The following is an 18,891-nucleotide window of genomic DNA, read 5'->3' on the forward strand; positions in this document are numbered from 1 at the left end:
ATACAGAAGTTCAGGTGTATTTTGAAATTAAAAACGGAAGAAAACTTATTGCTCTGACTGAAAGAATAAATAAAGTGATGCATCATTAGCCACTTGATATTATAAGTAGTTAGTAATGCACCTTAAGGTCGGCAAGCCCTAGTTGTATATGATTGGAAGATTTTTCAATTTAAAGAGGTACGGCATAGTCGTGTTTTATAACTCCCATCACAAAGGTACTATGCGCACTTCCAATATTTCTAATTGAGCCCAAATCATTGAGTACAAAATCTTGATAATGCTTCATGTCCCTCACCATCACCTTTAGTCGAAAATCATAATTGCCCGAGATATTATAACACTCACATACATACTTTGAAGCTGTGATGTCTTGGACAAATTGATGACCTATTTCTTTAGTGTGTTCTTTTAGGGTAATATCACAGAAAACGATTAGTCCTTTTCCAACTTTTTCGGCTTCTACTAATGCTACGTATTTTTTTATTATCCCTTCTCTTTCCAAACGTCTGATTCTTTCATAAACAGGAGTTGGAGATAGGTTAACCTGTAGTGCAATTTCTTTCGTGGTTAATTTTCCGTTTTGCTGAAGCAATTCTAATAGCTTCAGATCAATCTGATCTAAATCTGACATAGATAAATTTTCTTTTGATGAGTTAAATGTATAGGTGTAAAAGATGATTTATCTTTTAATTCCTTATTTATAGATTATGTATCTTAATTTGATGTTAAATTTAATTAATTAATCTTTTATTTTGACCTTTGTTGGAGATTAAAACTGAAAAAGAATACACGGCCGTTCTATTATAATATTCGATTACAAACCCAATGAAAGCCATGAAAGATACTCAGACTACACTCAAGAATGATTTTGTTTTTACGCTGAAGAGCACTTTTTTAGATGAAAACTACCACCCCTCAAGCCAAACGCGGCTAACCACCAATTTTGCAAACTTAGCAAGAGGAGAAAAGCGCCAGCAGAATTTACGCAATGCCTTAAATATGATTAATAATCGATTCAATGCATTGGCTCATTTGGATAATCCAAAAGGCGACCGTTACCATGTAGAACTTGAAATCATCACCGTAACGATGAGTATCGATGATAACAATGGGGTTAATGATATGCCAATGATTGAAGTTCTCAAAACGAATATTTTTGACCATAAAACAGGTCAACAAATAGAAGGCATTGCCGGAAATAATTTTTCTTCTTACGTGCGTGATTACGATTTCAGTGTTTTATTAATCGATTATAATAAAGACAAACCTAATTTCAGTGTCCCAGAAGATTTTGGTGATTTGCACGGAAAACTTTATAAGCATTTTGTGAGCTCAGACACTTATAAAGCGCACTTTAAGATGCCACCCATCATTTGTTTAAGTGTATCGAGCAATAAAACTTATACGCGCACTGATTATCAACATCCGGTTTTAGGAGTGGAGTATGTGCAGAATCAGTATTCTCTCACTGATCAATATTTCGACAAAATGGGCTTAAAAGTTCGTTTTTTCATGCCTCAGAACAGTGTGGCACCCATGGCTTTTTATCATTCCGGAGATCTACTTACTGATTATACTGATCTTGGACTCATCAGCTCAATTAGTACAATGGAGGCTTTCCAGAAGATTTATCGCCCTGAAATTTACAACGCCAATTCGGTGGCAGGGAAAGTCTTTCAACCAAGTCTTACACACGAAGATTATTCACTGACGCGCGTGGTTTATGACCGCGAAGAGCGTAGCCGACTAGCCGTAGAACAAGGTAGATATGCTGAAGAGTACTTCATTAAGCCTTATAAAAATACATTAGAACAATGGTCGGCCAATTTCAACCTTTAATAAATACAACCCATTAAAAATATTATATGACTAAGAAGTTATTGCTTCCAACATCAACAGTTGGAAGTTTACCTAAACCTGCCTGGCTTGCGCCCCCCGAAAAATTATGGTCTCCTTGGAAATTAGAAGGCGAACAGCTGATAGAAGGCAAGCAAGATGCGTTGCGAATCTCTTTGCATGAGCAAGAGTTAGCCGGAGTTGATGTTATTAGTGATGGAGAACAAACACGCCAGCACTTTGTAACTACATTCATCGAGCATTTAAGCGGGGTAGATTTCGAAAATCGTAAAATCGTAAAAATTCGTGACCGCTATGAAGCCAGTGTTCCTATGGTTATAGATGAAGTTGCACGTCAAAAGGCGGTTTTTGTGGAAGATGCTAAATTTTTGCGTAAGCAGACTGATAAGCCTATAAAATGGGCATTGCCTGGGCCGATGACAATGGTGGATACTTTGTATGACGACCATTATAAAAGCCGAGAAAAATTGGCGTGGGAATTTGCCAAAGCTCTAAATGAAGAAGCAAAGGAACTTGAAGATGCAGGAGTTGATATTATTCAGTTTGATGAGCCTGCATTTAATGTTTTCTTCGATGATGTAAAGGATTGGGGAATGGAAGCATTGGAAAGAGCCATTGAAGGTTTAAACTGCGAGACAGCGATACATATATGTTATGGCTATGGAATAAAAGCTAATAATGATTGGAAAAAGACCTTGGGTTCGGAATGGAGACAATACGAAGAAATTTTTCCTAAAATTCAGACTTCCAATGTTGACATAGTTTCATTAGAGTGTCATAACTCGCGAGTACCTTTAAATTTAATGGAACTCATTCGTGGGAAAAAAGTAATGGTAGGTGCAATTGATGTGGCAAATAATACTGTAGAAACACCTCAGGAAGTAGCCAATACACTTCGTAAGGCTCTTGAGTTTGTCGATATCGAAAATCTTTACCCTTCCACCAACTGCGGTATGGCACCTTTGTCGAGAAACGTAGCAAGAGGTAAGTTGAGTGCTTTAAGCGCGGGAGCAGAGATTATACGCCAAGAATTTGGAATTTAGTTCCCATTTATTAATTATCAATAATTTTGGGGCAACCAAAAAATATAGAAAGAGAACATTGAAGAAGTTATTAGGATTATTAAGCAAAGTAGGTTTCGATAGTTTTTTATTAATGATAGGCGTCATGATTCTACTGGCCTATTTTTTGCCGCAGCCTGGACTGGTCAAAGAACCTGTTTCGCTGCAAGAGATTGCCGGTGTTGGCGTTTCATTTATTTTCTTGTTTTATGGCTTAAGGCTGAGTGTTGATAAGTTAAAAGCCGGGCTGGCTAACTGGAAAATGCATATTGTTGTCCAATTGACAACCTTTTTGTTTTTTCCGCTTATCGTTTTGGCGTCCCGCCCCTTATTCACGAGCAACGATTTGGAGTTGCTTTGGTTAGGGGTATTCTTTTTGGCGTCTTTACCGTCCACAGTTTCCTCTTCAGTTGTAATGATTTCTATTGCTAGGGGTAACATTCCTGCTGCCATTTTTAACGCAAGTATTTCAAGTTTGATAGGAGTAGTGGTTACCCCGCTATGGGTGGGGCTCTTTATTGCGTCTGCAACAGGTGATTTTGATGTTAGTGAGATCATTATAAAGTTGTTTGTTCAAGTCTTATTGCCTGTTATCATCGGCATCAGCCTGAATTCCCGTTTTGGCGCCATAGCCGAAAAATACAAGAAGCAGCTCAAGCGATTTGATCAGGCAATTATCCTTACTATCATTTACACCTCGTTTTGTAAGTCATTTTCCGAGCATCTGTTTGAAGGCTTCACCGCCCTTGAACTTGCTGGACTCGCAGTAGGGATGATAGCTTTATTTTTTACCGTATTCCTTTGTGTAGGGCTGCTTAGTCGCTTGTTTGGTTTTTCGGTTGAAGATCGTATTACCGTTTTATTTTGTGGGTCTAAAAAATCATTGGTACATGGCACCGTTATGTCAAAAGTGCTCTTTCAACAGGCTACAATTACCGGTATTGTGTTGTTACCGTTAATGCTTTACCATGCCTTACAATTGATTGCTGCGAGCATCATCGCTCAATCTATGGCCAGACGAAAAGAAGTATAAATGCAAAGATAACGGAGTGGCTTCTCCTGTTCTTTGGCTAAAATATCAATATGAAACTTTTAGAAAAAATACAATTAGGCGATGCTAGTCTAAAAAACAGAATGGCCATGGCAGCGATGACCAGAGGCCGTACTGAAGAAAATGGCTTAGTGGGCGATATGACGGTAGAATACTATGCCCAAAGAGCAAGCGCAGGTTTACTGTTTACGGAAGCCATTCGGATTAGTGAAGACGCTACCGGAAGTCCACTCACTCCGGGTATTTTTACGGATCAACAAATAGAAGCTTGGAAGAAGGTTACAACTGCGGTACATGACAAAGGCTGTGTTATTGTAGCACAGCTTTGGCACACCGGCCGCATGGGGCATTCTATAGACAAGGGCGGTAAACTTCCTTTGGCGCCATCACCATTGGCTATTCGGGGAATGCAGCACTTTACCTCCCAAGGCAAGAAAGATTATGAGGTGCCTCAGGAAATGACAATCTCGGAAATCAAACAAACTGTAAAAGACTTTGGTCAGGCAGCAAAAAACGCTATAGCCGCTGGCTTTGACGGGGTTCAGCTTCATGCTGCCAATGGCTATCTTCCTAGTCAGTTTTTGGCTGAAAGTGCTAATCAAAGGACAGATGCTTATGGTGGTAACATGGCTAACAAAGCTCGCTTTATATTAGAGGTGATGCAGGAGCTGATTAGTGCTGTGGGAAGTGAAAAGGTGGGAATTAAAATATCACCATTCAATCCTTATGGTGATATAAAACTAGATAATCTGGTCGATACTTATATGTACTTAATTGATGAACTCAATAAGCTAGATTTTTCTTATGTGGAGCTTATGAGGTGCAGTCCAACTTCTGCTTCTCCTGAAAATAATGGCAGTGTTGATGAAATTGATTTATTTGGCAGGAAGATTCGACAGACAGTGATTGCTAATGCTGGATATGATAAGGTTGCTGCCGAAGCAGAACTTGAAAGAGGCATTGCAAAGCTAATTTCCTTTGGCAAATTATACATTGCAAACCCTGACCTGCCTGAGCGATTTGAAAAAAATGCTAAGCTTACTGATCCGGATTGGACAACAATTTATGGGGGAGGGAAGCAAGGGTACATTGATTATCCCTTATTGAAGGAATGATGCTTCACTCAGATAAAAGCAAACATAGAAGTGAAATCTGAAAGGAATGCGAACCTCTATTAAAACAGTATAATGGAAAACGCTGAGAACAAGCGAGAGACATTTTTGGTATTGACTGTAAGCAATATGATGAAATATAGTGGTAACTAATAATTATGTAAGGTGACAATAGAATAGGAGCAAAGACCGGCTCTACTCACCATTTAGAGTCAATTTACAGATAATTAGATTCTGACTGAAATGGCTACAGACTTTAAGCCCTAAGCTTGTAGAGATATTAATCTAAAACACAGATTATTATTAAGGTTACAGACGTAATGAGTGAGAGGAAAATTTCAAGAGATAGAACCCAAAACCTTTTTTTGAAAATCGAAGTAACTACTAATACCTTGAATAATGATTAAATTAATTCAAGTTTAGAAAAAGTGTCTGAGGCGGATCGCAACAGACACTAATTTTCTTTACATACTGATCATTATGATGGATAAAGGATTTTAGTCTACCTCTAGTATCACCTTACCAATTTGACTATTCTCCTCCATGAACTGGTGGGCTTCACTTGCCTTTGTTAAAGGAAATGTCTTGCCAATCGTTGGTGTTAAATCCCCTGAATTTACGCCTTCATTAATGAACTCTATTGCTGCCCTCGCTTTATCTTTGGCCATCAATAATTCGGTCATATCAAAGCCGCGGATAGTTAGCTTTTTAGAAAGCACCTCAATTGTTGACCAACTGGAATATTCCCGGCTTAGCGCACCGTAAACTATTAGTCGACCTCTTATCGCAGTGGCGGCAATCAATTTTTCGAACTGGGATCCACCAACAGCATCTAGTACAATTTCCACACCGTTGCCTGTTATTGAAAGTAATTCAGTCGTAATGTCCTGTTCACTGCTGATAATCACATGAGATGCGCCAGCTTCTAAAAGGGCTTTCTTCTTATAGCTTGAGGTAGTGATTGCTATCGGTATTCCGCCTATTTTTTTAACCATTTGTATAATAGCTAAACCAGTGCTGCTCGAAGCCGCATTAATTGCGACATACTGCCCTTTTTGTAAACCTCCTACGTCTATTACTAAGCCATAGGCAGCAAGAAAACTTACCCATAAACCTGCGGCCTGTTGAAAGGATAATCTTTTTGGGTATTTTTGAACAGCATAAGCAGGTAAAAGTATAAGATTACCGTAGGTGCCATAATTGTCATTTGAAAAAGCACCCATTACACTCACTTCATCGCCTGGAGACAGGTGCTGTACATCGCTGCCAATGGACTCCACTATCCCAGCTGCTTCAAAGCCAATCTTTGAAGGGAAAATGGGCTTTTTGCTGTACACTCCCTGGCGGTAAGAAAGGTCAACTCGGTTCAATCCGATGGCTTTAACCAATATTCTGACCTCATTTGAATCAGGAGCAGGAACATCTATATCTGTTAAGTGTAGTACTTCCGGGCCACCAACTTCATTGAACATTACCATTTTACCAGATTTTGTTTGTATATCCATATGTTGTTGTTTTTTACAATAGTAATTTTAAATGGCTACTTTTACGATGGAGATGTTAAATGTGCGATACATACAATAAAGTGCGTAATGGCTAAACTAAAGGAGAATTCAACTAATAATCACAATAGGAGATTAATGGCCGATTGTGATATGACCTATGCTATGCAAATAATTGGAGGTAGATGGAAATTACTGATTTTGGCAAGTCTCAACAAAGGCCCTATACGCTATGGCGATATAAAGAAGAGCATTAGTCAGATCACTGAGCGTATGCTAACTTTACAGCTTCGAGAAATGGAGCAAGATGGTTTGATTGCAAGAGAGGTTTTTCCTGAGGTGCCTCCCAAAGTCGAATACACATTGACAGAACTTGGGAAGGCGTTAATACCAATAATTAAGGATTTAAGTGCATGGGGTACCTCAGTTCGTGCATATCACGAGGCAACATCATAAAATGTACAAGTACAACCTAATCATCCCTTAAGTGGATGCTTACAAAACTGATAACTTTCTTTGAATGTATGATGGTTGAATACATTTATGGAAATCTACCTAATGTTTTTGTTAGAGTCTTGAGCGAGAATAAGGTGGAGTAAGAATTACTTTTCAAAGGATGTAAATACCGAAAATTGAATATAATATTTTGATGTAAAATCAATGTAACCTACTCATTAGTGCTTATGCTACCAATATATCAGCCAAAGGCTTAAGTTTTCTATTATTTGAGTCATCATATGGTTTAAAGTAAAGGAAAGGGCTGCAAAATTAACTGATTTGTAGCCCTTTTTTATTTTGCTTACTACTGCCAAACGCTTTGGTGCAGTGGATGAGGAAGTTAATGCATAGAATATCCTTTCTATGATATATCCTCAATTACTATCTTACCTATATTTTTACCCTTTTCTATTAAAGTATGTGCCTGTTTTATAGTTTCTTCTGTTAAGCCTTTTAGTCGCGTCTTAACTGTAGTTTTTATTTTGCCATTATCAATCAATACTCTTAATTGATTTAGAAATTTTGATTGTAACTCTGGCTGGTGTTCTTTCAGTATCCTTGTGAATATCATTTGCCAATGAATAGAGAATGAAGATGAATGAGTAGTGACCTGGTTTAATGCCTCGGGGCTTTCAATCAGTGATAAATGTCCGTAAGGGCTTAGTATATTCAAAATCCAAGGCATATGGACTGCTGTATGACTTGTAGAAAAAATCTGGTCTATTTGATTAAATCCAATATCTCTTAATTGCTGTTCTATATCTGCTAAATGATCAATTACAAAATCAGCTCCCATTTGTTTAGCCCAGGCTTTGGCCTCCTCACCCGAAGCGGTGGCGATGATCGTTAAATCAGTCTGTGCTTTGAGGTATTGTATGGCTATGGAACCGGTGCCTCCGGTACCTCCAAGAATAAGAATCGTTTTTACATTAGGGTAGGGGATGAAATTTTGATCTAGTATAGCTCCCATGGCTGTTAAAGCAGTTAATGGAATGCCAGCAGCTTCACTAAAATCTAATGACGAGGGCTTGTGAGCCACCACTCGGTAGTCTACAGCTACTAACTCAGCATAATTGCCATCTCTGGAAATATCACCTACACCAAAAACTGTATCGCCTACCGAAAAGCCACTGGTGTGCTTGCCAGTTTTTATGACAACGCCAGAGAATTCCCAACCTAAGATAATTCGTCCACCCTCTGGTGCATCAAATGACTGCCTAATTTTTGCGTCTCCAGGGTTTACGGAAAATGATTTTACTTGAATGAGTAGGTCCTTGTCTTTTATGGTTGGGTCTTCAACCTCCTCTAATTTAATGCTAAAATGCTCCAGCGTATTGGCCTTTTTGTAAATAAGTGCTTTCACAACTAAATAATTTATGTATTGATTTTTAAATGTAAAATTAACTTGCATATTGCAATGCAAATGTATGTTTATTTGCTTGTATTTTGCAAGCTAATTTGTGTTTATGAAAAATATAGAACCACGCTCGGAGTGTCCCATTAGCTATTCTTTGGATTATATAGGCGATAAATGGAGCCTATTGATTATTCGAGATATTATATTCTCAGGTAAAAATTCTTATAACGAGTTCTTGGATTCGGATGAAGGAATAGCCACTAATATTTTAGGAAATAGGCTGAAGTTATTGGAGGCAGAAGGGTTTCTTATCAAAAGAGAGTCTCCTATGAAAAAGTCTAAAAAGAATTATTTTTTGACGGAAAAGGGTATAGCACTTGTTCCGGTTATTGTTGAGTTGGTTTTGTGGGGGAGAATGTTTTCATCAGAAGGAAATAAGCATGAAGTTTTTGAAGAAATAGAAAAAAATAAGGAAGAGTGCATTCTGAAATATCAAAGGAAGTTGAGAAGGCAACTTAAGAGCGAAGAATAGATGTGAAAAATAGGGATATTAAAAGCTTCCAAATTATTGGTTTGGAAGCTTTTTAATAGGTTATGTCATAACCTGATAGACTTGCGGTTAGTTGTTGTCAGACTGATCTTTTTTATAGTCTAAATGTACTTGATCAGGCCCACGGAAGAATTGTACATGCAGGTGTTATATTTATCCGTTTTCACATTTTCATGTTGTTGATGATAATAATCCTTATCAATTGCATTTAAATACTGTTGAGAAAAAAGTATGTAGGGCTGCTGTTTTGCATAATGATATTTCAGAAGTTTATGTGCTTCTACCACTGTGGCACCATAAAGTTTTTTGAATTTACCTATTACATATTCTGAAAAAGATCCGTAGTGTACTATGAACTTTAATGATAGTAGAATGTTTGTTTGCAGTTGCTCATGTAATGATTGCAAACACTCTACAAAGGCATTTTTCATTACCATTGCCTGTTGAATTATACTCGACATGGCTGATGGTGTTCCGTATTTATAGAAAAGTACAGCATCTCCTTCTATTTCAGAAATTTCGAATGCCAATGTATTATGGTCAATAATTGTGCTTAGAAGTTTCTTGGTAATATAGCTGCCCATATCTAAACTATGGCTTAATACAAAGTCAGTAAATCCACTAAAGTCTGGAATTAAAATCACACCCTTTTGAGCTTCTTTTTCCATAGTCTTACTTCATTTTAAAGACCTTTTTTCCCTTCTAACCAAAATCCCTTAGCATATATTTTTCCTTTATGCTGCTCTTGCTTGAGTACTTTTCTGAAATTCTGTATGGCAGTAACATTTCCGGTAAGCACTACATTAGCATCTTTCCATTCATTATTTTTGATTATGGGTAATTCCTTTATTTTTTCTTTATCTCTAAAAACTTGTTGTTTAGAGAAAACAGTATAATTAGTCAATCCTAAAATTTCGGGTATGTCTTTATTTTGCTCATCAAGTTCTATGAAAAACTGATACTTATGGTTGTGTTGTTTTAACTGAGGTAAAAAAGCTACCATTAAGCTTAGCGAAGTCTCGTCACCAAAAATCAAATGTTTTTCCACTGCAGGGTCGTACTGCTTTTGTCCTGCGGGTATGCCCATTTTTATGATATCTCCAGGCAGGAGTTTTCTCATAAAATTGCATCCTGGGGCATCGCCATGGAGGTGAGCAATTACCTCAAGTATGCCGCCTTCACTATCTCCATAGCTTACCGTATAATGTCTGGTGTCTTTTTCGTTTATCCGAAATGAAATGGAATACCCAAGTTCAAAGCGTAATGCTTTAAAATCACCTTTAAACCGTACTTTTTTAAGATGCGGGTTAATGTATGTAGTTTCTACTACTTCAACCATCCTCATCATAGAAGAGGCTAGAGTTTCTAATGCATCGTTTACCCATTTTGGTGCTGTTGGCATAACATTATTATTTTGTGGTTATTAAATTATTGATGGCTTTTGTGTTGTGGTTTTTACGCTTAAATCTTGTCACTAGCTTGTCGAAGGCAGCATAAACAATTGGAACCACAATTAGTGTTAGAAATAATGAGCTAATGAGTCCGCCTATAATTACCCAAGCCAATCCATTGTTAAGTTCGGCACCGGCTCCCTTGGCCAAGGCGATAGGTATCATGCCAATTACCATTGCTATTGTAGTCATTAAAATAGGACGTAAGCGTGCGTGGTTGGCATTTATCAGTGCTTCAAAAGTGTCCTTACCTTCTGCTTTTTGATGGTTGGCGTAGTCGACTAGAAGTATCGCGTTTTTAGCTACTAAACCAATAAGCATTATGATTCCTAAAATGGTAAATATATTTAGTGCATTATTGGTTAGTGCCAGAGCCCAAAGTGCTCCAATAAAAGAAAGGGGAATGGAGAACAATACCACAAATGGGTAGAGGTAGCTATCATATAAAGCTACTAATATCAGATATACTAGCACTATGGCAGCTAATAATGCAATACCTAGTGTGCCAAAGCTGTCTGATTGATTTTCCATATCTCCACCCCAGATGTAGCTTACGCCATTTACTTGAGGAATTTTGGTAAAATTAGCTTCCCAGTCTGCTGCAATATCTCCGGCAGGTCTGCCTGCAGCCTGTGCAGAAATGGTTACGGCAGCACTTTTGTCTCTGCGTTCTAAAAAGCTGGGGCCTGTGCCTTCGGTAATAGCCGCAAATTGGGAGAGTTTTACTCTGTTATTTTCAATGTTTACAAAAGAGATATCCTCTACATCGCTCACCGATAATCTATGACTTTCATTATACCTGATATCAATGTTGTATTCATATGCTCCGGTGCGGAATTTTCCATCGGTATTGCCATTAAAGGCTGTTTGCATTGCTAACCCTACTTGCTGTAATGTAATGCCTAGGGCTGCCATTTTATCGCGGTCAATAGCTACTTGTATTTCGGGATTTCCCTTTTCTGCACTGGTTTTTATTTGTGTGGCTCCTGGAATTTTAGCTAATGCATCAAGTGCTTTTTTTGAAAAGCTTAAGGCATCTTTATAATCCGGAGCTATAATCGTTAATGATATGGGGGCATCGTCAGCACCGCCTACTATGCTAACAGTAGCTGTTTTTATTTTTACCCCGACCAATGCTTTTTGCAATTGCCGTTTTACCTTGGCTGCAAACACAGTGGTTTTGTCTTGGCGCTCCGATTTATCTACTAAAGCAACCGTAATTTCTGATTTATAGGGCGTTTCTTGCGTGCTGAACGTGCCGTCACTACTTTGTCCTACAGTGGTTACTAACCGGGTTACTTCAGGGTGCTGGTGTAGTAGTTTTTCAGCTTTTTGAGTGGCTAGGTTGGTGGTTTCTAAAGATGCATCTTTGTTAAGCTCTAGTTGCACTACAAATTGACCACGATCTACAGGAGGAAGAAATTCACCTCCTATAAAGCCCATTGCCAAAAGGGAGCATGAGCCTATAAATAATATGAGGACCACTATTGAAGTTTTACCTTTATTAACCAAAGACCATTTCAATAATTGGCTGATGAAGTAAGTGAATTTATCCAACCCTTTTTCAAAGCTCAGAATTATTTTTTCAAAGAAGTTCTTGCCTGTAATTTGGCCTAATTTGCCGAAACGAGAAGAAAGCCATGGTACAATGGTAAATGAAGAAAGTAATGAAAATAGGGTGGCCAGTATTACTGTAATGCAAAATTGGGCAATTAGATCAGAGACTAATCCGGTACTCATGGCGATAGGTAGAAATACCACCACAATTACCAAGGTGATGGCCGAGACGGTAAAGCCGATTTCTGTAGTGCCATCATAAGCTGCTTGAACGCGATTTTTTTGCATTTCCATATGGCGGTATATATTTTCTAGCACCACAATGGCATCATCTACCAATATGCCCACTACCAGAGAAAGGCCTAAGAGACTCATTAGGTTAAGTGTATACCCTAATAAGTACATACCAATGAATGTAGCTATGAGGGATGCTGGAATGGAAACCATTACAATAAAGGCATTACGGATAGTGTGCAGGAAAAATAGCATTACTACTGTCACCAGCACTACTGCTAATATTAGATCGTGCATAACGGCATCAGAGGCTTGTAAGGTAAATTCGCTGCTGTCATCCACTACAGGTAATTTTACTTTGTGGCTGGCATATTGTGCTTCTAGTTGCTGTAAAGTTTTGTGTATAGTTTTACTCACTTCTACCGCATTGGCATCTGATTGTTTCATCACCTGCATGATGATAGCATCTTGGCCATTAACACGAGCTACTTTGTTGATGTCTTTTTGAGTATCTCTTACCTCTGCTACATCGCGTACGCGTACTTGTACTCCATCTATTGAATTGATAACTAAATTTCTTAATTCATCTACGTTTTTATATTTCCCGGATAAACGGATGAGCATACGATGGTTGCGTGTTTTTAAATTACCAGTTGGATAATCAATATTGGAGGTTAAAATAGTGTTAACTACCTCTGGTAATGTCAGGTCAAACCCTTTTAGTTTTTCAGGGTCAATATTTACCTGTATTTCTCTTTCAGTACCACCTATTACGTTTACTTGGCCTACACCTCTAGTGCTGGAAAGTATTGGTTTTATTTTTTTGTCAAGCAAGTCATAAAAGTCAGTTTCACTCATGTTAGCCGTAGCTCCAATAGTGATGATGGGCAAATCACTAAGAGAAAATTTACTGAGTGATGGAGGATCTACATCTTCAGGTAAGTCTTTTTCAATAGCATTTACTTTACGCTGTGCTTCGTTTAATGATTCATTTTCATCAGCACTTGATTCTAGCGTTAGCATGACGGTAGAAAGCCCTTCAAAAGATTTCGATTCTATTTTCTTTACATTTTCTACAGAAGATATGGCGTCTTCAATTTTTTTAGTTACTGAATTTTCCACTTCACTGGACGAAGCGCCAGGGTAACTGGTGGAGATGGTAATTAGATTTAAGCTGAATTTTGGTAATAATTCATAGCCTAATCTATTATAACTGTATAAGCCACCTAAAATGAGAATAGTGAACATCACCACTACAACACTGGGGCGTTTGATAGGTATTGCTGCTAGTTTCATGTTGCTGTTATTGAATGATTTGAATTGCAGATTGATCTTCTAAATTGATCTGGCCGCTGGTTACGATAATATCACCAACTTGTAATCCATCAAGAATTTCTACTGTGTTGTTCAGGGTTCTTCCTGTTCTTACCTGTTGTAAGTGGACCTTGCCATGATTGACCACATAAACTTCACTTTCGCCTAAACCTTCAGTAAATGCATTTCTAGAAATGACCTTTACCGGTTTGGTTTTATCTATAGGTTCATTAAAAGTAGCAGTGGCATACATTCCGGCTTTTATGGGGTGTGTAGCACTATTTTGTAAGGTTATCTGTACTGGGAAGTTCAGTGAACGATCGGATTTTGCAGCTATAAAGGTGATTTTACCTGTAAAAGTAGTGTCGGGGTATACGCTTAATTTTATCAGCGCATTTTGACCTATATTGATATGAGACACCTGAAGTTCGGGTACGCTTACCTGAAGCTTTAAAGTTTTGATGTCTACAATTTCAAAAAGTGAAGTGGTAGTATTTACTACCGCTCCTGTTTCAATAGATTTTTTATTGACATAGCCGCTTATGGCTGCTTTTATTTTGGTGTCTTCTATGTTTAGATTCGCATTTTCGAGTGCGGTTTTAGCGTTGTTGAGCTGCAGTTGCATTTGCTCCAATTGCTCCTTGGTAACACCACCTGTTTTAAAAGCGCGTTTGTAACGGGCGTAGTTCTCTGAGGCATTCTGATAATTGGAGTTTGCATTTTGATAAGTAACATTGGCTTGGTCCTTTTTAAGGTAAGCTAATGTTTGCCCCTTGCTTACATAATCTCCCTCTTTGGCTAGGATTTTTATAATAGTGCCTGAAGTTTCTGGAGTTATGATTAATTCCTTGTCAGCTGTAAAGGTGCCGTTACTGCTATAGGTCCATTGTGGCGCTACACGTTTTACGGTATCTACTTTGATACTAACAGCATCATTTTTCATAGTGATGATGGCTGTTTCTTTTTGGTTCAGTTCCTTGTTGGAAAGTAGTGTGTATATTGCTCCAAAAAGCACTAAAACTAGAATTATAATTGTATATGCTGCTTTTTTCATTTCTATTTTATTGTAAAAGGGTGTGTAAATTGCCATTCGATTTTAGGTACTCTAGTTCTGCTAGTCTATAATCGAGTATGGCTTTGTTGTAATTATTCTGAGCTTCTATAAGAGAAGTTTCTGCGTCTAAAACATCGGTTAGTGGGGCGAGCCCATTGGTGTAATTGTTTTGGATATCTGCAACTACCTCTTTGGCTAGCGCTACATTTTGTTGTTGTTTTTCAATAGTAATCTCTGTGTTTCTGATTTGATTTCTAGCGTTTTCATAATCGGCAAGCAGAGATGATTTTTGGTCTTCTATGTCCAACTGAACTTTAGTGATATCAACCTGAGCTTGTTTAAGTTTAGAGCGTGTTTTGAAGCCCGAAAAGACTGGAATATTGAGGTTGAGTGAAATGCCGGAGTAGTCGGTCCAGTATACCTGTTGGTTTTCATCCTTTCCTATAGGGAATGAATTGCCCAAGCCTTGGTAATGATACTGAGCGCTGAGGTTAAGCGTGGGATAATATGCTGCTTTTATTTGCTTTAAGGCATAGAGGCGCAATTCTTTTTGTTTTAAGAGAGATTGATAAGTGTTGAGTGATGTGACTTCAAATTCTTCGTTAGTAAAATGAAGTAGCGGTGGGGGAGGAGCTTTTAGGGAAATGGCGGTTTGTATGGGTAATCCTATCAAGTATTTGAGTGTGTTTTTACTGATTTGGATAGAGTTATGAAGTTCTTGGCGTGTTGCATCGAGATTGAGAAGTTTTACCTGAATACGTTTTACATCTATGCCTTTAGCTAGTCCATTATTCAACTGATTTTGAATGACTTGATGAATTTTTAAGGTGTTTTGATAATTTGTGTCTACAGCAGCCAAGTTGGCTTGCATAATGAAGGTGTTATAATATTGAGATGCCACTTTCTCAATCAGCAATTCATCAGTGAGTTGTTTGTTTATTAAGTAAAAGTCGCGAGTAGTTTTTGCGGCCTTTAACCCAATGAAAACTGATTGATCAAATAACTTTTGAGTGAGGTCTATTCCTCCGTCTGCATTCCATTTTTGCCCTAATGGAGCCATTATTACAGTGCCCGGCTCACCAAGAATTTCTCCTGGTAATGCTGTTTCTTGAAGAATGGGATTATTAGTAAGGTTGCCATTTAAGGAAACAATAGGCATTATTTCAGCCCTTTTTTCCTGTATTTGGTATTCGCTTAACGTTATGTCTAATTGTCCTTTTTTTGCCTCAGCTTTGTTTTTCAGCGCATAATTCAAAGCTTCTTTTAATGTTAGCTCCACTGATTCTTGCGCTTGGAGTGTTATAGAGGTATTTAGAAATACTCCTGCGAAGAGGAGTAAAAGTTTAAGTTTTTGCTTCATTATCTATATTGTTTAATCCGACTGTTCGGTATGTTTAATGATAAAATAATATTATTTCGCGCTACAAAACCGACCATTCGGTTTGTTCTTATGTAAATTTTTTTTACGTTTTTAGGCTTTCATAGAGGCTGCTCCATACTTCTTTCACTTCATTAAAAAGTTCATCAGAACTGCTAATCATCACCATGTGCATTGCGATGCCATCACTGCTGTATACAAATTGTTTTGCCAAATTTTTAGGTGAAAATTTATCTGTAATTTCCCCTGTAGCTATGGCCTTTTCAATTACTTTTTCCCAAACCTGTAGTTCTTTTTGTATCCTGCTTTTTTGTTGTGCCTTTACTTCTGGTAATAGGCGGAGAGCATCAAATAGGATGTAATATATGTTATTAGGAAAATCACCATCAAAAGTCTCCTCATACCAACTGTGCAGCACCTTATCTTTGTCTTGTTGAATTTTTAAATTGGCCTGATAAAATGAGAGCAAGGAGTCAGAAGGTAACTTTTCATAGTCTAAATGGAGCATTTGACTGAAATAAACGTTTATTACTTCTTTAAAAACTTCCTCTTTACTTCTGAAGTAATGATAAAACGCTCCTTTAGAAAAGCCAGAGCCTTTTACAATTTCATTCATAGTTACTTCTTTGAAGCCTTTTTGCAAAAAAAGTAGCAGTGAAGTCTTTAATATATGTCCTTTAGAATCCTTCATGAAACCGAACGTTTGGTATGTAAAGGTAGTAAGAAAATTTTCTTCACCAAATGTATTGTTCAATTTTTGAATAGAGCCAGTTATTATAGGTAATACAGCAAGTAGTTTACTTCTCTATTATTTTACAGTAAAAGCAAATGTCTCCTGCTGGGGACTCTTTAATAATAGTGTTAATTTACTGCCGTCTTTCTAGTGTAGATAATTTAGGCTTTAATAGAATGGGGCATATGGCAAGCCTGCATTGGTATGAGAGTAGGTGTAAAATGTTCTATATTTTGTATTGTAGAGGGATTTTTACTAAAGATTATCCTATATGAATCCCTTATTAGAGGTGTTGGTTACATTTGTGTGAGTGGTAAATCATTTATTTACAGTAAGTTATTTTGATTGACTATGTTTGTGTGGATTGCAAAAAAAATAATTTTTGATGGCGGTTTAGAGCGCATTTGATATGATTTGGTTGCATTTAACATATAATTAACAAATTTGGATTTGTGTGTATAATCCACTTTGCTTAGTTTTGACCTCGATGATGAAGTTGTTAACCAAATGTGTTCTATCGCTAAGCGTGCTGCTGCTGACATTTACGTGCCAGCTGAATGCTATGCATAGTAACATTGCGGAGGTTTCATCATACACTCAACAAACTGAAATTGACCCTCTAATTCATGAGGCCGCAGGCCTTACCACAAAGGCCAATAGCGATCTTATTCACGAAAGATCCCATGGCACTAAAAAGAATCATGATACATTAGATGTGGCGGAAAATGAAGTTGAAGAAGATGAAATAATACTTACTAAAAAACTGCTTGAGGTGAGTAACTATTTCATTACTTTATTATTTGCACTGCTTTCAGTTTACTTACTACTAAATATTAAAACACGCTTACCCATCGGTAAGCTTTTTTATTGTCTACCTACTAATAGGAGACATCTTATCTTTCGGGTTATTATTATATGATGCACCCGCATTAGGCGCTCCTCATGTCGCCTAATCATCTCATTATTACATTTTTATTAATGCATGCTTTTTAAGGTTGGTTATCCTTTTAAGCGTCTTATATGTGTATTCTACTATACACAACACTTTATATAAATTATCCAAGTAAACCGTATTGCTATAAAGGCAAAATTATTATGAAGAGAATTCTCATGCTTATGAGCTTGTGTGCCTTGTTGTGTCACACAGGCTGTGAATCGAAAAAAGAAGAAAAGGAGAACGAAAGTAAATTTTCTGTTACTAGTCCTATAAAAATGGACACTTCTACCACTAAAGAATATGTGTGTCAGATACGTTCTATACAGCACATTGAGTTGCGGGCACAAGAAAAAGGTTATTTGCAGAAGATTTATATCGATGAAGGACAGTCGGTTAAAGAAGGGCAATTGTTATTTAAAATTATGCCTAAGGTATACGAAGCTGAAAAGTTAAAAGCGGAAGCGGAGGCTCAGGCAGCAGAAATAGAATTAAAAAATACTCAGGCGCTTGCTGATAGTAATATAGTGTCGCAGAACGAACTGGCAATGGCCAAAGCAGAATATGCCAAAGCTAAAGCAGAGTTGGCATTAGCTGAAGTACATTTAGGTTTTACTGAAATAAGAGCTCCATTTAACGGTATTATAGATCGATTTCATGTAAGACAAGGTAGTTTGGTTAATGAAGAAGACTTGCTTACAAACCTTGCGGACAACAGTGAAATGTGGGTTTACTTTAACGTACCAGAAGCAGAGTATTTAGAATATATGTCTAAAGTGAAGGGGGATAGTACTATGAATGTGAAGCTTAAAATGGCTAACAATCAGCTGTTTAAGTATCCTGGAGAAGTGAAGACTATAGAGGCTGACTTTAATAACGAAACTGGTAACATTCCTTTTAGGGCTACATTCCCTAACCCCGATGGATTATTAAGACATGGAGAAACAGGTAATATTTTAATTAATGTGCCTTTAACACATGCATTGTTAATACCCCAGAAAGCCACTTTTGAAGTGCTAGAGAAGAAATATGTGTTTGTGATAACAGAAGATCATAAAGTAAAAGCGAGACCAATCGAAATAGCTGCTGAAATGCCTCATTTATATGCTGTAAAAAGTGGATTGGCAGAAAACGATAAGATTCTTTTAGAAGGACTTCGTCTGGTAAAAGAAGGTGACGAGATAGAATATGATTTTATAGAACCTCATTCTGCGATAACTAGCTTAGATCTATACGCAGAATAAAAAA

17 protein-coding genes are annotated in these 18,891 nt (G+C 37.5%); 8 read left to right on the forward strand and 9 right to left on the reverse strand.

Going from position 1 to position 18,891, the window contains the following annotated elements; all coding sequences use genetic code 11:
* Positions 1-169: 169 nt before the first annotated feature.
* Entirely contained in the window at positions 170-631 is a 462-nt protein-coding gene (locus tag ACXACQ_RS13730; protein ID WP_474976523.1) for an Lrp/AsnC family transcriptional regulator, read from the reverse strand.
* A gap of 203 nt (positions 632-834) precedes the next feature.
* Between ACXACQ_RS13730 and ACXACQ_RS13735 the strand changes: the two genes are divergently transcribed.
* The 4 genes from ACXACQ_RS13735 to ACXACQ_RS13750 are packed head-to-tail and all read left to right on the forward strand — an operon-like array spanning position 835 to position 5,084.
* Positions 835-1,839 carry a DUF1852 domain-containing protein gene (locus ACXACQ_RS13735; protein ID WP_474976524.1) on the forward strand — a complete coding sequence of 335 codons (1,005 nt, stop codon included), beginning with the start codon at positions 835-837 and terminating at the stop codon, positions 1,837-1,839.
* A gap of 41 nt (positions 1,840-1,880) precedes the next feature.
* Positions 1,881-2,900 (forward strand): methionine synthase, encoded by a 1,020-nt coding sequence (locus ACXACQ_RS13740; RefSeq protein WP_474976525.1) that lies wholly within the window; start codon positions 1,881-1,883, stop codon positions 2,898-2,900.
* 58 nt (positions 2,901-2,958) lie between these two features.
* Positions 2,959-3,951 carry a bile acid:sodium symporter family protein gene (locus ACXACQ_RS13745; RefSeq protein ID WP_474976526.1) on the forward strand — a complete coding sequence of 331 codons (993 nt, stop codon included), beginning with the start codon at positions 2,959-2,961 and terminating at the stop codon, positions 3,949-3,951.
* A gap of 50 nt (positions 3,952-4,001) precedes the next feature.
* Complete coding sequence (locus ACXACQ_RS13750; protein ID WP_474976527.1) at positions 4,002-5,084, forward strand: alkene reductase; 1,083 nt, start codon at positions 4,002-4,004, stop codon at positions 5,082-5,084.
* Between the two features lie 494 nt (positions 5,085-5,578).
* Here ACXACQ_RS13750 and ACXACQ_RS13755 read toward each other — a convergent pair whose 3' ends face one another.
* A complete protein-coding gene (locus ACXACQ_RS13755) occupies positions 5,579-6,586 on the reverse strand; it encodes a zinc-dependent alcohol dehydrogenase family protein (RefSeq protein WP_474976528.1) in 1,008 nt (335 codons plus the stop codon).
* Positions 6,587-6,673: 87 nt separating this feature from the next.
* Between ACXACQ_RS13755 and ACXACQ_RS13760 the strand changes: the two genes are divergently transcribed.
* The gene (locus tag ACXACQ_RS13760; protein ID WP_474976529.1) at positions 6,674-7,039 is read left to right on the forward strand and encodes a winged helix-turn-helix transcriptional regulator; all 366 of its coding nucleotides are present in this window, start codon (positions 6,674-6,676) and stop codon (positions 7,037-7,039) included.
* A gap of 403 nt (positions 7,040-7,442) precedes the next feature.
* On the opposite strand, the gene ACXACQ_RS13765 is transcribed toward ACXACQ_RS13760, so the two are convergent.
* Entirely contained in the window at positions 7,443-8,444 is a 1,002-nt protein-coding gene (locus tag ACXACQ_RS13765) for a zinc-binding alcohol dehydrogenase family protein (RefSeq protein WP_474976530.1), read from the reverse strand.
* 103 nt (positions 8,445-8,547) lie between these two features.
* On the opposite strand from ACXACQ_RS13765, the gene ACXACQ_RS13770 reads away from it, so the two are divergent.
* Positions 8,548-8,970, forward strand: a complete 423-nt coding sequence (locus ACXACQ_RS13770; RefSeq protein ID WP_474976531.1) for a winged helix-turn-helix transcriptional regulator — start codon at positions 8,548-8,550, stop codon at positions 8,968-8,970.
* Positions 8,971-9,089: 119 nt separating this feature from the next.
* Here the strand turns inward: ACXACQ_RS13770 and ACXACQ_RS13775 are convergent, their stop codons facing one another.
* The 6 genes from ACXACQ_RS13775 to ACXACQ_RS13800 form a co-directional block, all read right to left on the reverse strand.
* Positions 9,090-9,656: a DUF2652 domain-containing protein gene (locus ACXACQ_RS13775; protein WP_474976532.1), complete on the reverse strand. Its 567-nt coding sequence runs from the start codon at positions 9,654-9,656 to the stop codon at positions 9,090-9,092.
* Between the two features lie 14 nt (positions 9,657-9,670).
* On the reverse strand, positions 9,671-10,390 hold the full coding sequence (locus ACXACQ_RS13780; RefSeq protein WP_474976533.1) for a siderophore-interacting protein: 720 nt from the start codon (positions 10,388-10,390) through the stop codon (positions 9,671-9,673).
* A 7-nt stretch (positions 10,391-10,397) separates the two neighbouring features.
* Positions 10,398-13,526, reverse strand: a complete 3,129-nt coding sequence (locus tag ACXACQ_RS13785; RefSeq protein WP_474976534.1) for an efflux RND transporter permease subunit — start codon at positions 13,524-13,526, stop codon at positions 10,398-10,400.
* Between the two features lie 7 nt (positions 13,527-13,533).
* Positions 13,534-14,634, reverse strand: coding sequence for an efflux RND transporter periplasmic adaptor subunit (locus ACXACQ_RS13790; protein ID WP_474976535.1), 1,101 nt, complete (start codon positions 14,632-14,634; stop codon positions 13,534-13,536).
* A complete protein-coding gene (locus tag ACXACQ_RS13795; protein ID WP_474976536.1) occupies positions 14,606-15,958 on the reverse strand; it encodes a TolC family protein in 1,353 nt (450 codons plus the stop codon). Before ACXACQ_RS13795 ends, ACXACQ_RS13790 begins: the two co-directional genes overlap by 29 nt.
* Before the next feature lie 103 nt (positions 15,959-16,061).
* Positions 16,062-16,667 (reverse strand): TetR/AcrR family transcriptional regulator, encoded by a 606-nt coding sequence (locus ACXACQ_RS13800; protein WP_474976537.1) that lies wholly within the window; start codon positions 16,665-16,667, stop codon positions 16,062-16,064.
* A gap of 529 nt (positions 16,668-17,196) precedes the next feature.
* Between ACXACQ_RS13800 and ACXACQ_RS13805 the strand changes: the two genes are divergently transcribed.
* A complete protein-coding gene (locus ACXACQ_RS13805) occupies positions 17,197-17,628 on the forward strand; it encodes a hypothetical protein (RefSeq protein ID WP_474976538.1) in 432 nt (143 codons plus the stop codon).
* 176 nt (positions 17,629-17,804) lie between these two features.
* Positions 17,805-18,887 carry an efflux RND transporter periplasmic adaptor subunit gene (locus tag ACXACQ_RS13810; RefSeq protein ID WP_474976539.1) on the forward strand — a complete coding sequence of 361 codons (1,083 nt, stop codon included), beginning with the start codon at positions 17,805-17,807 and terminating at the stop codon, positions 18,885-18,887.
* Positions 18,888-18,891 lie beyond the last annotated feature (4 nt).

The organism is Fulvivirga sp. AWR4_260 (genome assembly GCF_056158185.1).

What these genes read in the sequence shown, in the direction of transcription:
- ACXACQ_RS13730 (WP_474976523.1), bottom strand. Translation starts at nt 631, where the DNA reads ATGTCAGATTTAGATCAGATTGATCTGAAGCTATTAGAATTGCTTCAG.
- ACXACQ_RS13735 (WP_474976524.1), top strand. Translation starts at nt 835, where the DNA reads ATGAAAGATACTCAGACTACACTCAAGAATGATTTTGTTTTTACGCTG.
- ACXACQ_RS13750 (WP_474976527.1), top strand. Translation starts at nt 4,002, where the DNA reads ATGAAACTTTTAGAAAAAATACAATTAGGCGATGCTAGTCTAAAAAAC.
- ACXACQ_RS13755 (WP_474976528.1), bottom strand. Translation starts at nt 6,586, where the DNA reads ATGGATATACAAACAAAATCTGGTAAAATGGTAATGTTCAATGAAGTT.
- ACXACQ_RS13760 (WP_474976529.1), top strand. Translation starts at nt 6,674, where the DNA reads ATGGCTAAACTAAAGGAGAATTCAACTAATAATCACAATAGGAGATTA.
- ACXACQ_RS13770 (WP_474976531.1), top strand. Translation starts at nt 8,548, where the DNA reads ATGAAAAATATAGAACCACGCTCGGAGTGTCCCATTAGCTATTCTTTG.
- ACXACQ_RS13775 (WP_474976532.1), bottom strand. Translation starts at nt 9,656, where the DNA reads ATGGAAAAAGAAGCTCAAAAGGGTGTGATTTTAATTCCAGACTTTAGT.
- ACXACQ_RS13780 (WP_474976533.1), bottom strand. Translation starts at nt 10,390, where the DNA reads ATGCCAACAGCACCAAAATGGGTAAACGATGCATTAGAAACTCTAGCC.
- ACXACQ_RS13785 (WP_474976534.1), bottom strand. Translation starts at nt 13,526, where the DNA reads ATGAAACTAGCAGCAATACCTATCAAACGCCCCAGTGTTGTAGTGGTG.
- ACXACQ_RS13790 (WP_474976535.1), bottom strand. Translation starts at nt 14,634, where the DNA reads ATGGCAATTTACACACCCTTTTACAATAAAATAGAAATGAAAAAAGCA.
- ACXACQ_RS13795 (WP_474976536.1), bottom strand. Translation starts at nt 15,958, where the DNA reads ATGAAGCAAAAACTTAAACTTTTACTCCTCTTCGCAGGAGTATTTCTA.
- ACXACQ_RS13800 (WP_474976537.1), bottom strand. Translation starts at nt 16,667, where the DNA reads ATGAAGGATTCTAAAGGACATATATTAAAGACTTCACTGCTACTTTTT.
- ACXACQ_RS13805 (WP_474976538.1), top strand. Translation starts at nt 17,197, where the DNA reads ATGATGAAGTTGTTAACCAAATGTGTTCTATCGCTAAGCGTGCTGCTG.
- ACXACQ_RS13810 (WP_474976539.1), top strand. Translation starts at nt 17,805, where the DNA reads ATGAAGAGAATTCTCATGCTTATGAGCTTGTGTGCCTTGTTGTGTCAC.